14 protein-coding genes are annotated in these 13,902 nt (G+C 45.5%); 3 read left to right on the forward strand and 11 right to left on the reverse strand.

Annotated elements, in window-relative coordinates; genetic code table 11:
- Positions 1-3: 3 nt before the first annotated feature.
- From rsmG to AB6E85_RS22450, 11 genes are all read right to left on the reverse strand, one after another.
- Complete coding sequence (gene rsmG, locus AB6E85_RS22400) at positions 4-636, reverse strand: 16S rRNA (guanine(527)-N(7))-methyltransferase RsmG (protein WP_048610839.1); 633 nt, start codon at positions 634-636, stop codon at positions 4-6.
- Positions 636-2,531: a tRNA uridine-5-carboxymethylaminomethyl(34) synthesis enzyme MnmG gene (gene mnmG / locus AB6E85_RS22405; protein WP_048610837.1), complete on the reverse strand. Its 1,896-nt coding sequence runs from the start codon at positions 2,529-2,531 to the stop codon at positions 636-638. Before mnmG ends, rsmG begins: the two co-directional genes overlap by 1 nt.
- Positions 2,532-3,013: 482 nt before the next feature.
- Positions 3,014-3,448: an FMN-binding protein MioC gene (mioC, locus tag AB6E85_RS22410; RefSeq protein WP_048611234.1), complete on the reverse strand. Its 435-nt coding sequence runs from the start codon at positions 3,446-3,448 to the stop codon at positions 3,014-3,016.
- 50 nt (positions 3,449-3,498) lie between these two features.
- Complete coding sequence (gene mnmE, locus AB6E85_RS22415; protein WP_029235098.1) at positions 3,499-4,860, reverse strand: tRNA uridine-5-carboxymethylaminomethyl(34) synthesis GTPase MnmE; 1,362 nt, start codon at positions 4,858-4,860, stop codon at positions 3,499-3,501.
- 130 nt (positions 4,861-4,990) lie between these two features.
- Positions 4,991-6,610, reverse strand: a complete 1,620-nt coding sequence (gene yidC, locus AB6E85_RS22420; protein WP_172380839.1) for a membrane protein insertase YidC — start codon at positions 6,608-6,610, stop codon at positions 4,991-4,993.
- A 2-nt stretch (positions 6,611-6,612) separates the two neighbouring features.
- Positions 6,613-6,870 carry a membrane protein insertion efficiency factor YidD gene (gene yidD / locus AB6E85_RS22425; protein ID WP_004735802.1) on the reverse strand — a complete coding sequence of 86 codons (258 nt, stop codon included), beginning with the start codon at positions 6,868-6,870 and terminating at the stop codon, positions 6,613-6,615.
- Positions 6,837-7,160 (reverse strand): ribonuclease P protein component, encoded by a 324-nt coding sequence (rnpA, locus tag AB6E85_RS22430; protein ID WP_017055478.1) that lies wholly within the window; start codon positions 7,158-7,160, stop codon positions 6,837-6,839. The genes yidD and rnpA overlap by 34 nt, the downstream gene beginning before the upstream one ends.
- Positions 7,161-7,205: 45 nt before the next feature.
- Positions 7,206-7,340, reverse strand: a complete 135-nt coding sequence (gene rpmH / locus AB6E85_RS22435) for a 50S ribosomal protein L34 (protein ID WP_004735800.1) — start codon at positions 7,338-7,340, stop codon at positions 7,206-7,208.
- Between the two features lie 206 nt (positions 7,341-7,546).
- On the reverse strand, positions 7,547-8,284 hold the full coding sequence (locus AB6E85_RS22440) for an amino acid ABC transporter ATP-binding protein (protein ID WP_048610829.1): 738 nt from the start codon (positions 8,282-8,284) through the stop codon (positions 7,547-7,549).
- Entirely contained in the window at positions 8,281-8,952 is a 672-nt protein-coding gene (locus AB6E85_RS22445) for an amino acid ABC transporter permease (RefSeq protein ID WP_009848134.1), read from the reverse strand. The genes AB6E85_RS22440 and AB6E85_RS22445 overlap by 4 nt, the downstream gene beginning before the upstream one ends.
- Before the next feature lie 135 nt (positions 8,953-9,087).
- A complete protein-coding gene (locus tag AB6E85_RS22450) occupies positions 9,088-9,837 on the reverse strand; it encodes an amino acid ABC transporter substrate-binding protein (RefSeq protein ID WP_009848135.1) in 750 nt (249 codons plus the stop codon).
- 311 nt (positions 9,838-10,148) lie between these two features.
- Here AB6E85_RS22450 and dnaA point away from each other — a divergent pair, with 311 nt between their 5' ends.
- The 3 genes from dnaA to recF all read left to right on the forward strand — a co-directional run bounded on the left by dnaA (position 10,149) and on the right by recF (position 13,885).
- The gene (gene dnaA, locus AB6E85_RS22455; RefSeq protein ID WP_372144327.1) at positions 10,149-11,570 is read left to right on the forward strand and encodes a chromosomal replication initiator protein DnaA; all 1,422 of its coding nucleotides are present in this window, start codon (positions 10,149-10,151) and stop codon (positions 11,568-11,570) included.
- Positions 11,571-11,651: 81 nt separating this feature from the next.
- A complete protein-coding gene (gene dnaN / locus AB6E85_RS22460) occupies positions 11,652-12,752 on the forward strand; it encodes a DNA polymerase III subunit beta (protein ID WP_017058809.1) in 1,101 nt (366 codons plus the stop codon).
- A gap of 53 nt (positions 12,753-12,805) precedes the next feature.
- Entirely contained in the window at positions 12,806-13,885 is a 1,080-nt protein-coding gene (gene recF, locus AB6E85_RS22465; protein ID WP_019825571.1) for a DNA replication/repair protein RecF, read from the forward strand.
- Positions 13,886-13,902 lie beyond the last annotated feature (17 nt).

The following is a 13,902-nucleotide window of genomic DNA, read 5'->3' on the forward strand; positions in this document are numbered from 1 at the left end:
TGATTATCCCTGACGCGATAAAGTAACTAGATGACGCTCTCCATCAAGCTCTGGCACTTGCAAAGCTTTAATGTCTGTCACTGAACACCATTCAGGTAACAGGTCGATTTCGTCTCTAGGATGTTGTCCCTTAAGAGCCAAAAATACACCGGATTGCTCTTTAGGTAAATGGTGACACCACTCTACCATGTCTGTCATTGATGCAAATGCACGACTGAGCACTGCATCAAACTTTTCTTCTGGTTGAAATTCTTCAACGCGACTTTGAACCGGTACCACGTTGTTGATACCCAGCTCATGAATCACCTGTTTGATAAAACGAATACGCTTACCTAGGCTGTCTAGCAAGTAAAACTCGCAGTCTGGATTCATGATTGAGAGCGGAATCCCAGGAAGACCAGGTCCCGTGCCCACATCGATAAAGCGCTTACCTTGTAAGTGAGTGCTAACAATGATGCTATCTAAGATATGTTTCACCATCATTTCTTGTGGGTCACGAACTGATGTTAGGTTATAAGCTTTGTTCCACTTGTTCAGTAACTCAACGTAGCCAACCAACTGGCCACGTTGTTTTTCAGATACTTCAAGTTCAGTCTGGCCAATAAGGTGATCCAGTTTTTCGCGTAATGCGCTCATTATGCTTCCTCACCTTTTTTCAACAGGCCGTGTTTTTTCAAGTAAACCAACAGAATTGAGATTGCTGCAGGTGTGATACCTGAAATTCGCGAAGCAATACCAATTGAGTCAGGCTTAGCTGTCGTTAGTTTAAGAACCACTTCGTTAGAAAGTCCTTTTACCTTGCTGTAATCGATATCAGCAGGCAGTTTGGTGTTTTCATGACGTAGTGATTTTTCAATTTCGTCTTGTTGACGCTGAATGTAACCATCGTACTTCACTTGGATCTCAACTTGCTCAGACGCTTGTTGATCTTCCAGTGCAGGACCAAAACGATCCAATGCGGTTAGCTGTGAATAAGTCATTTCAGGGCGACGAAGAAGATCTTCACCACTCGCTTCACGAGACATTGGTGTTTTCAGAATTTGGTTCAGTTGATCAATATCTTCAGATTTTGGATTAATCCAAGTCTCTTTCAGACGTTGACGTTCCTTCTCCATGTTTTCCATCTTCTCGTTGAAACGAGCCCAACGAGCGTCATCAACAAGGCCAAGTTCACGCGACTTTTCAGTCAAGCGGATATCGGCGTTGTCTTCACGAAGCAGCAGACGGTATTCCGCGCGAGACGTAAACATGCGGTAAGGTTCTTTGGTACCCATGGTAGATAGGTCGTCGATAAGCACGCCCATGTAAGCTTGGTCACGACGTGGACTCCAGCCTTCTTTGCCTTGAGTAAACAAACTTGCATTCAGACCGGCCATCAAGCCTTGTGCAGCCGCTTCTTCATACCCAGTGGTACCGTTGATTTGACCCGCAAAGAATAGACCTTTGATAAACTTAGTTTCGTAAGTCAGCTTAAGGTCGCGAGGATCAAAGAAATCGTACTCAATCGCATAGCCAGGGCGAACGATATGAGCATTTTCAAAGCCCTTCATCGAATGAACAATTTGAACCTGTACATCAAACGGCAGACTGGTAGAGATACCATTAGGGTATAGCTCGTGAGTCGTTAGACCTTCAGGCTCAATAAAAATTTGGTGACTGTTCTTGTCAGCAAAACGCATTACTTTGTCTTCAATCGAAGGACAGTAACGAGGGCCAATGCCTTCAATTACACCCGCGTACATAGGGCTGCGATCAAGGTTGGCACGAATTACGTCATGCGTATTTTCATTGGTATGCGTGATGTAGCATGGAATTTGACGAGGTTGTTGAGCTCGGCTACCCATGAACGAGAAAACAGGCGTCGGGTTATCGCCGTGCTGAACCTCAAGCTCAGAAAAATCAACGCTACGCGCATCGATACGAGGAGGAGTACCTGTTTTCAGGCGATCAACTCTGAATGGAAGATCACGAAGACGGTCAGCCAGTGCGATCGATGGTGGATCGCCAGCACGGCCGCCTGAAGAACTTTCCATACCAATATGGATCTTGCCGCCTAGGAATGTGCCCACAGTCAGAACCACAGCGCTTGCGCGGAATTTAAGGCCCATCTGCGTTACCACACCGACCACTTGATCCTGTTCAACGATCAAGTCATCAACCGACTGTTGGAACAAAGTCAGGTTTGGCGTGTTTTCAAGAACGTTGCGAACAAAGGCTTTGTACAGTGCGCGGTCAGCTTGTGCTCGAGTAGCACGAACCGCAGGGCCTTTTGATGCGTTCAATGTTCTGAACTGAATACCTGCATGATCAATAGCTTGCGCCATTAATCCACCCATTGCATCGACCTCTTTTACCAAGTGGCCCTTACCGATCCCGCCAATGGCTGGGTTACAAGACATTTGTCCTAGCGTATCGATATTATGAGTAAGTAATAACGTACTTTGACCAGTACGTGCAGATGCGAGTGCGGCTTCCGTTCCTGCATGGCCACCACCAACAACGATGACGTCAAATTTTTCGTGATAAAGCATGAACCGACCTCAGGTATTCAAACGTTTTCTAGATTGATAAAAAGGAGCGATATTCTACCTGTTTTCATAGCCTGAGAAAACGTTTTTGGGATTTTTCGAAAAAGCTGTTTTTAATTAATATAGATAAGATCTTTAAGGAGATCTTTTATTAGATCTATTATTAGGATCGAGGGTGTCTGTGGATAAGTCGAAAATAATCAACGAGATCATGGATCTTTTTTGGATCAAATGATGTGATCTAACTTTGATCAGGATGAGGATTAGCTGGGATCAAAATAGCTACTTATTCACAGGAGGAAATTAGCCTAAAACTTGTTATTTGGATAACTATAGGTTAATCACCGTATATGTATGATCTTATCCACAGCAGAAATTGAAAATAGATCGCTAATTTTCGATGTTTTTGAAAAAAAGTTATTCACAATCGCGATGTTCAGAGACAAAAAAAGCGGCATAAGCCGCTTTTTGAGAGAAGAGAGAGGTTAAAACTGGTCGCTATGATCGTTGAACCAAGCTTCTGCTGCGTCTTCTGGTACCGGAGTTTCCAATACATCGATGGTAAAACAGTCAGAAATAGGCTGAGCACCGAGCTCTTTCATCTGGCTGTGGATTGATTTTCCCGCTAAACAGAAGGTATCGTAACTCGAATCACCAAGCGCCACGACAGCAAAGCGAACCTGGCTTAAATCTGGAGATTGCTGGGTCAATGCGTCGATAAACGGCTTAATATTATCTGGAAATTCACCCGCACCATGAGTTGAAGTCACCAGCAACCAAAAGCCTTGTTGGGGAATATCATCGAATTCAGGCTGGTTATGAAGGGTGATCTCGTGGCCTTGCTCTTCAAGAAGATCATTAAGGTGATCGCCAACGTACTCTGCACCACCTAAGGTGCTGCCTGTAATAATGTGGATCATTAAGCTGTCCTTACTAAAGAAAAAGGCCAGCATGAGCCGGCCTTTAAAGGTTATTTACCAATACAGAAAGAGGTGAAGATACGGCCGAGTAGGTCATCTGAACTGAACTCACCAGTAATCTCGTTAAGGTGTTGCTGCGTTATACGCAGTTCTTCTGCCAAGATTTCCCCTGCCATATAGCCTTCGAGCTGTTGCTGGCCAATATCTAGATGTTCAGATGCGCGTTCTAGAGCATCTAAGTGGCGACGACGTGCCATGAAGCCACCTTCATTACCACCAGCAAAGCCCATGCAATCTTTTAAATGATTACGCAGCGCATCAACGCCTTGTCCCGTCTTTGCTGATAGTCGAATCAGAGTTGGATCATTAACATGGCAAATCCCGAGATCTTCACCGGTTTGATCGGCTTTGTTACGAATCACGGTCATTCCGATGTTATTCGGCAGACGATCAACGAAATCTGGCCAGATATCTTTCGGGTCGGTTGCATCGGTAGTGGTGCCATCGACCATAAATAAAACGCGATCGGCTTGAGCAATTTCTTCCCAAGCGCGTTCAATACCGATTTTTTCGACTTCATCCGAGGCTTCACGCAGGCCTGCGGTATCAATAATGTGTAGTGGCATACCATCAATATGGATATGTTCACGCAGTACATCACGGGTTGTACCAGCAATATCAGTCACAATCGCGGAGTCTTTACCCGATAATGCATTCAGTAAGCTCGACTTACCGGCATTAGGACGGCCTGCAATCACCACTTTCATGCCTTCACGCATGATGGCACCTTGATTGGCTTCTTGGCGAACCGCTTCGAGGTTGTCGATGATAGCTTGTAAGTCAGCACTTACTTTACCGTCAGCAAGGAAATCAATCTCTTCTTCTGGGAAGTCGATAGCGGCTTCAACATAGATGCGTAAGTGAATCAGAGAGTCCACCAGGGTATTAATGCGTTTCGAGAACTCACCTTGCAACGATTGCAGAGCTGATTTCGCCGCTTCTTCTGAACTGGCATCAATGAGGTCAGCAATCGCTTCTGCTTGGGTTAAATCCATCTTGTCGTTCAAGAACGCACGCTCCGAGAACTCACCTGGGCGTGCTGCGCGTAGCCCTGGAATCGCGAGGATGCGCTTGATGAGCATATCCATTACCACTGGACCACCGTGGCCTTGTAGCTCTAATACGTCTTCACCGGTAAACGAGTGCGGGTTAGGAAAGTAAAGCGCGATGCCTTGGTCTAGCTCTAAACCATCGTGAGATTTAAAAGGGGTGTACTCAGCGTAACGTGGTTTCAGTACTTTGCCGGTAACTTCAAGCGCAACTTGGGCTGCTTGTGGGCCTGAAACGCGAATAATACCGACGCCGCCACGGCCGGGTGCAGTCGCTTGAGCAACAATCGTATCTGTAGTCATAGTTGTGCCTGCTAGCATGTGAAAGCCAAAAAGGGGCGCTCACGATTAATCAATTAGCTGAATTGTAATCAGCTAAAAACAAAAAGGCGACCTTTTGGTCGCCTTTCTTTATCTCTTTCTATTATCGAACTTACTTAGAATGTAAGCCTTTCTTTTCCAGCGCGCGGTAGATAAGCGTTTGCTGAATCAGAGTTACGATGTTCGATACTAGCCAGTATAGAACCAGACCTGAAGGGAAGAACAGGAAGAAGAATGTGAACATAACCGGCATAAAGGTCATGATCTTCTGCTGCATTGGATCCGTTACAGTTGTCGGGCTCATCTTCTGGATTAAGAACATTGAAGCACCCATCAGAAGTGGCAAGATGTAGTATGGGTCTTGTGCTGAAAGGTCAGTAATCCAACCGAAGAACGGTGAGTGACGCAGTTCAACAGACTCCATTAGTGCCCAGTATAGCGAAATGAAGATAGGCATTTGCAGAAGGATAGGTAAACAGCCACCTAGTGGGTTTACTTTCTCTTTCTTGTAAAGCTCCATCATTTCTTGGCTCATGCGTTGACGGTCGTCGCCAATACGCTCACGCATTGCAGTCAGCTTAGGCTGAAGCATACGCATTTTCGCCATAGACGTGTACTGAGCTTTCGTTAGTGGGTACATAGCACCACGAACGATGAAAGTTAGACAAATGATTGCCAGACCCCAGTTCACAACGATGCCTTGAATGAACGAAAGCAGAGTATGAAGTGGTTTAGCAATGAACCATAACCAACCGTAGTCAACTACTAGGTCTAGGTTTGGTGCAACAGCAGCCATTTGGTCTTGAAGTTTTGGACCAACCCAAAGCGTTGCTTTGAAGCTCGCTTCGTCGCCATTAGCGATAGTCTTGTTCGGCATACGAACACCGATGTCGCCTAGGTTACCGATTACACGAGTGTAAAGGTTGCTGCCTGCTTCGTCGCGTGGGATCCAAGCACTTGCAAAGTAGTGCTGAATCATCGCTGCCCAACCTTGACCGTTTGCTAGGTTAAGAGACAGGTTGCGATCTTGCATGTCGTCGAAGCTGTATTTTTTGTAACGCGTATCTTCCGTAGAGTAAGCACCACCACGGTAAGTTGGCATTGTTAGGCTACCGCCGTCATCCATTACGTTCTGACGTAGGTGAGCGTACATGCCGAATGTCGCGTTGTTACCAGAGTTGTTGACTACATCGTATTCAACATCCATTGCGTAGCTGCCACGCTTAAGGACGAATGTTTTCGTGTAATCAAGGCCGTTCGCTTGGTAAGTCATCGGGATGCGTAGTTCATCCTGACCATCAGCAAGCGTGAAGCTGTCTGCTGAAACCGTGTAGCTAGGGCGGTTTGTGCTGCTTAGGTCGATACCTTGAGGACCCACTAGACCGCTTTGAGCGATAAATTGGTGACCAGGTTCGTTTTTAAGAAGAACAAACGTATCTTCTGAATCGAACTCAGCAGAGTAATCGTTTAGGTTTGCTTTAACGACATCACCACCAACCGTATCAATTGACAGAGTCAGTACATCAGTTGTTACTGTGATAGTTTTAGCAGAAGCAACTTGACCAGGAGCCGGGTCTAGATCATCTGCATAAGATGGCGCTGGTAGGGTGCTGCCAGATTGTGCCTGCTCAACCGCTTGTGGTGCTGGATTCTGAGCTACGTTCCATTGTTGGAACAGTAGGAAAGAAACCAAAGCCAATGCGATTAACAGGATATTACGTTGAGAATCCATCGTTATTTATCTCTGTCTTGTTTTTGGACTGGTGGAACGGGGTCAAAGCCCCCTTCGTTCAAAGGATGGCATTTTAATAGACGTTTGCCTGATAACCAACACCCTTTTACAAAACCGTGAGCTTTCAACGCTTCTATCGCATATAAAGAGCAGGTTGGAGTAAATCGGCAGCGTGGGCCGATGAGTGGACTAATAAACCATCTATAAAAATAGATGGGTATTAGCGCTATCCACGCGAAGGGCGAGACAGGCGAAGCCATAATTTGTCGAGTAGCTTGAACATTTCTTCATTGCTTAAATCTTGCGCGCTCTTCTTAGCGATTACAACAAAATCTTTGTTAGGAAGTTTGTGTTGAGTGTTACGAAAGCTTTCACGAGTAAGACGCTTGAATCGGTTACGACCCACGGCGGTTTTAATCTGCTTTTTCGGAACGGCTAATCCAAGACGAGGATTTGAAAGAGAGTTATTTCGGGCAATGATGGTGAAATGAGGGGAGCCAGCTCGATGAGCTTGCTTGAAGACATTTTGATAATGTTCGGGAGTTAACAAGCGTAACTCCCGACCGAAGGCTAGCTTATTCAAAATAATCAAAGATTACTTAGAAAGACGCTTACGGCCTTTTGCACGACGTGCATTGATTGTTGCGCGACCGTTCTTAGTAGCCATGCGAGCACGGAAACCGTGAGTACGCTTACGCTTTAGAACTGTAGGTTGAAAAGTGCGTTTCATTGTAATTACCTTACTGATCAGTAGTTTTAGGTTTTTGTTAAACCCGGCGTGGGCATTTTTTCTCTTCTTTATATAAGAAAGGAAAACCGACGCCTCTCAACAAAGAGGCGGAATTGTAATCACTGTCACAAAAAGTGTCAATGATTGGGTTAACTAAAATTCCGGTCGGGGGATTATACGTAGAATAACTAAAATCACAAGGATCCTTAGTCGATCCCAACCTTATTTAAGAATTTTTTTAATTTAGGATCCTGTGGATTACCAAAAATATCCTGTGGAGATCCCTGCTCGACAATATGGCCGTCAGCCATGAAGATCACTCGGTCTGCGACCTCTCTAGCGAACTGCATTTCATGGGTAACCACCAGCATGGTTTGATGCTGATTTGCCAGTTTTTTCATTAGGTTAAGCACTTCGCCAACCCACTCAGGATCTAGCGCTGAAGTCGGCTCATCAAACAGTAAAAGCTCGGGTTGTAGTGCCATTGCACGGCCAATACCCACCCGTTGTTGCTGGCCACCAGAGAGCGCGGCTGGGTAGCTATCACCTTTGTCACCTAAGCCAATATCATCAAGTATTTGTTGTGCTTTTTCATGGGCTTGCTGCTTTTTCCAACCACGAACGGTAATTAAACCTTCAGCAATATTCTGTCTCGCGGTTTGGTGAGCGAACAGTGCATAGTTTTGGAACACAAAACCGGTCTTACGACGCAGTGCAAGCACCTCTGCCTTAGTGTGTTTCTGAGTATCAACCTTGATATCATCAATCGAAATTGTGCCTTGATCGGCTTGCTCTAGAAAATTCACACAACGCAGTAGGGTAGATTTACCCGTACCACTTGAACCTATGATGACAATTATCTCACCTTGTTTGATTTCTAGGTCGATCCCTTTCAAAACTTCGGTGTCACCAAACTGCTTGTGGATATTTTGTAATTTGATCATCGTACATACGCCTTATTCAGTTTCACTTCGGCCCAAATTTGAATACGAGTGAGGATAACCACCACGCCCCAGTAAATCAGCGCTACCGCTAAGAAAGCCTCGAAGAAGCGGAAACTTGAAGAAGCCTCCATTTGAGCTTTAGCCATGATTTCGGCGACACCTAAGGTGAAAGCAAGTGAAGTCGATTTGATCATGTCGATGAAGTAGTTCATCAATGACGGCAGTGCCACGCGAGTTGCTTGCGGCAAGATCACTCGGCGCATCGCTTGGCTGGTTGTCATACCGACCGAAAGGCTGGCTTCCATCTGGCTGCGATCAATACCGATAATCGCGGCACGAATACTTTCTGCCATATACGCGGCAAAGTGCAGGGTTAAGCCAATCACAGCGGCGCTGAAGGCATCCAACCCAACCATCCACGGGAAGACTTGTGGTAAGCCGTAATAAAGGAGGAACAGCTGCACCAACAGTGGGGTGCCTCGGAAGAAGCTAATGTACAGCTGGCTCAGTTGGTCGAGTACTGGGATTTTGAATACACGAATATTCGCCAGTATCAGAGACAGAATTAGAGCAAAGAACAAGCCCCAAGTCGCCATCTCCATCGTGGTGCCTAAATACTTCAGTAGTATCGGCAACAGCTCTAGCATGTAATTAAAGTCAAATCCCATAATCTATCTCGTATTTTTATTGGCTGTGTTGTTCTATATGTAAGTACTGTTCTATCAGGTTTTTTAATCAGTGCACAAAAGCAAAAAGCCCACCGCTGTATAAAGCAGTGGGCCTTGAATGGAGAAAGTGAGTAATTACTTCTGAGTAATGTCCGCACCAAACCATTTCTGAGAGATACTTTCTAGCGTACCATCTGCGCGCATTGCTGCTAATGCTTCATTTACTTCTGCTTGCAGTTTTTTGCCGTTATCGTTGTCGACGAAAGGCCAAGCGTTTTCAATTGTTTCGAATGGCTGACCCGCCAGTTGTAATGGTAGACCAGTCTTCTTGATAAGCTCTAGTGCTGATAGGCGATCCATTACGAATGCATCGGCGCGGCCCAGTGCCACATCATGTTCAATACCTGTATCGTAGGTTTTTACATTGATCTTGCCATCTTTGTCGTAGCTGCGAAGCAGTTGTTCAAAGTTTGAGCCTAGGTTTACCGCAACTGTCTTGCCATCAAGGTCTTCGATACCTTTAATGCTGTCATTACCTTTACGAACGGTAATTTGTGCGCCGTCTACTACGTATGGGTCTGCGAATAGGTATTTCGCTTTACGTGCATCCGTCATTGTAATTTGGTTTGAAATGGTATCGATGCGACCCGTTTCAAGAAGACCAAACAGACCAGAGAAGTTTGCCGTTACGTATTCAACCTTGTAATCGTTACGCTTACCGATCTCATCCCATAAATCCACTTCAAAACCCTGTAATTGGTCTTGTTTAACGAACGTAAACGGGAAATAGCGACCAGACATGCCGACTTTAACTTCAGTCGCAGCTTGAACAGTAGCAGCAGAGAGTGCGATAGCCGCAATTGCAGCCTTAATCCAGTTATTCATTTGGTAACTCCTTATATTTATGGGTTTGGATGTTACTGGGAAAATGCTCACTAGAATAAATAACCAGATGTTATTAACCATAACCAGATTGAATTCCCGATTTGGGGATAACTAGCAAGGATCCGGGCATAAGTGGATCATTGTGTGAGTAAATTAGGGGCAAGATGTGTAGATCCACCGATAAATTACAAATTTATTGTGAATAACTTGGATCTTATTCACTGGATCTGTGATCAATTGCTGGTGATCTGACTTATCAACAGGTAAAATTAGCGGTCATTTCATATTACTTTAAATAGAGTGAGGGCACCGTGTCATCTTCGCTTTGGTTGCAGTGTTTGCAACAGCTTCAAGAAGAGTTACCAGCTACAGAATTCAGTATGTGGGTTCGTCCGTTACAAGCGGAACTCAATGACAATACTCTAACTCTATTTGCACCGAACCGTTTCGTACTCGATTGGGTTCGTGATAAGTATCTAAATAGCATTAACCGTCTGCTGCAAGAATATTGCGGTAACGATATCCCACATCTTCATTTTGAAGTGGGAAGCAAGCGTGTGATTGCACCAAAGCCTACGACACCGGCACCGACTCAGGCTCGTACTGCAGCTGATGTGGCCGCTGAGTCATCAGCACCTGCGCAATTACAAGCTCGCAAGCCTGTCCATAATATCTGGCGTGATGAAGAGCCTGTCGCGGTTGACTTGAATCACCGCTCAAACGTGAACCCAAAACATAAGTTCAATAACTTTGTTGAAGGTAAGTCGAACCAACTGGGTTTGGCTGCGGCACGTCAGGTTTCTGATAATCCAGGTACAGCCTACAACCCGTTGTTCCTATACGGCGGCACAGGTTTAGGTAAAACGCACTTGTTGCATGCGGTGGGTAACGCCATTGTTGATAATAAGCCGAATGCGAAAGTGGTTTACATGCACTCAGAGCGTTTTGTTCAGGATATGGTAAAGGCCCTACAAAACAACGCGATCGAAGAATTTAAGCGCTACTACCGTAGTGTTGATGCATTGCTTATCGATGACATCCAATTCTTTGCTAATAAAGAGCGTTCTCAAGAAGAGTTCTTCCATACCTTTAACGCGCTGCTTGAAGGCAACCAACAGATCATCCTAACGTCTGACCGTTATCCAAAAGAGATCAACGGGGTAGAAGATCGTCTTAAATCTCGCTTCGGCTGGGGTTTGACAGTAGCGATTGAGCCACCAGAGCTTGAGACGCGTGTTGCGATCTTGATGAAGAAAGCCGAAGACCACCAAATTCACCTTGCGGATGAAGTAGCGTTCTTTATTGCGAAGCGTCTACGCTCTAACGTTCGTGAGCTGGAAGGCGCATTGAACCGTGTTATTGCGAATGCAAACTTCACTGGCCGCCCGATCACGATCGACTTCGTGCGTGAAGCACTGCGTGACCTACTTGCACTGCAAGAAAAACTGGTCACTATTGATAACATTCAAAAGACAGTAGCCGAGTACTACAAAATCAAAGTCGCTGATCTATTGTCTAAGCGTCGTTCTCGTTCTGTTGCTCGTCCACGTCAATTGGCGATGGCACTGGCGAAAGAGCTAACAAACCACAGCTTGCCTGAGATTGGCGATGCATTCGGTGGTCGTGACCACACGACGGTACTGCATGCTTGTCGTAAGATTGCTCAGCTGCGTGAAGAGAGCCACGACATTAAAGAAGATTATTCGAACTTGATTCGTACCCTTTCTTCTTAATACACAGTATTCTTAACCTTAATAAGCAGAATCTTGGCCACGTACTATTACGCAGTGCCATTTAGACCGTAAGAGCAAGATATGAAATTTACCATTGAACGTAGTCACCTGATTAAGCCATTACAACAAGTATCTGGCGCACTCGGTGGCAGGCCAACGCTTCCAATTCTAGGAAACCTACTGATTAAAGTAGAAGATAACGTGTTGTCGATGACAGCGACGGATCTAGAAGTTGAACTGATCAGCCGTGTAACGCTTGAAGGTGATTTCGAAGCGGGCAGCATTACCGTACCTTCACGTAAATTCCTAGATATCTGCCGTGGATTGCCAGATAACTCAGTGATCACTGTGGTATTGGATGGTGACCGTATTCAGGTTCGTTCAGGTCGTAGCCGCTTCTCATTAGCAACATTACCTGCGGCAGATTTTCCAAATATTGAAGATTGGAGCAGTGAAGTTGAAGTGTCAGTGACACAAGCTGAACTTCGCGGTCTTATCGAGAAAACACAATTCTCAATGGCGAACCAAGATGTTCGTTATTACCTCAACGGTATGTTGTTTGAGATTGAAGGTTCTATCCTGCGCAGCGTAGCGACCGATGGTCACCGTATGGCAGTATCTCAAGCACAACTGGGTGCCGATTTTGCTCAGAAGCAGATCATTGTTCCTCGTAAAGGTGTTCAAGAGCTAGTGAAGCTATTGGATGCACCTGAACAGCCAGTAACACTGCAAATTGGTAACTCTAACGTGCGAGCTGAAGTGAACAACTATGTCTTCACTTCTAAGCTTGTTGATGGTCGTTTCCCTGATTATCGCCGCGTAATGCCGCAAAATACCACCAAGACACTTGAAGCTGGCTGTGATGAATTACGTTCAGCATTTTCTCGTGCTGCGATTCTATCGAATGAAAAATTCCGTGGTGTTCGCGTTAACCTTGCTGATAGCGAGATGCGTATTACCGCGAACAACCCAGAGCAAGAAGAAGCGGAAGAAGTACTCGATGTTAACTTCGACGGTGACGCATTAGAGATTGGCTTCAACGTAAGCTACGTATTGGATGTTCTGAACACACTGCGTTGTGAACAGGTTCGTATCTCAATGTCAGACGCCAATGCGAGTGCTCTTATCGAGAACGCACAAGATGACAGCGCGATGTACGTTGTTATGCCAATTCGCTTATAAGCTGCCCTATGTTGACCTACCGAGTCGTGATTGAAGATTAATATGAAGACGTTATGCCTTTATCGCGCTTAATCGTTAAGCAGTTTAGAAATATTGAAGCCTGTGACATTCAACCGTCATCAGGCTTTAACTTTCTTATAGGGGCTAACGGAAGCGGCAAAACCAGCGTCCTTGAAGCGGTGTATCTGCTCGGACATGGTCGCTCATTCAAGAGTTCACTTACCGGTCGTATCATACAAAACGAGTGTAGTGAGCTGTTTGTACATGGCCGTTTTATGACCTCGGATCAATTTGAGCTGCCAATTGGCATTAATAAGCAGCGCGATGGCACGACAGAGGTTAAAATAAGCGGTCAAACTGGGCAAAAGTTGGCTCAGTTAGCTCAAGTCTTACCTTTGCAGTTGATTCACCCTGAAGGGTTTGATTTACTAACCGATGGACCTAAGCATCGCCGAGCATTCATTGATTGGGGAGTCTTCCACAGTGAGTCGGGCTTTTATGATGCGTGGGGCAGGGTAAAGCGCCTCAATAAGCAGCGAAACGCCTTATTGAAAACGGCAACTCACTATCGAGAGCTGAGCTATTGGGACCAAGAATTGGCCCGTTTAGCAGAAAGCATCAGTCAGTGGCGTGCCACCTACGTTGATCAGCTCAAAGAAGTCGCCGAAGAGATCTGTGCGACCTTTCTTCCTGAGTTTGAGATAAAGATTAACTACTATCGCGGCTGGGACAAAGACACCCCATACGCCGAGATATTAGAAAAGAATTTTGAAAGGGATCAGCAGCTTGGTTACACCTTTAGTGGGCCAAACAAAGCGGATCTGAAGATAAAAGTGAACGGCACTCCAGTGGAAGATGTCTTGTCACGAGGTCAATTGAAGTTGATGGTGTGCGCGCTACGAGTAGCACAAGGGCAACACCTCACTCAAATGACAGGTAAGCAGTGCATCTATTTGATAGATGACTTCGCTTCCGAATTAGATAGCCAACGCCGAGCACGTCTTGCTGAGTGTTTAAAGGCGACCCAGGCTCAAGTTTTTGTAAGCTCTATTACCGCTGATCAGATTGCAGATATGCATGACGAAAATAGCAGGATGTTTCATGTGGAACATGGCAAAATAGAGCAAGGATAATTAGTCAGAGAGTAACT

Source organism: Vibrio sp. 10N.247.311.51, from assembly GCF_041467855.1.
Taxonomy (GTDB): Bacteria; Pseudomonadota; Gammaproteobacteria; order Enterobacterales; family Vibrionaceae; genus Vibrio; species Vibrio coralliirubri.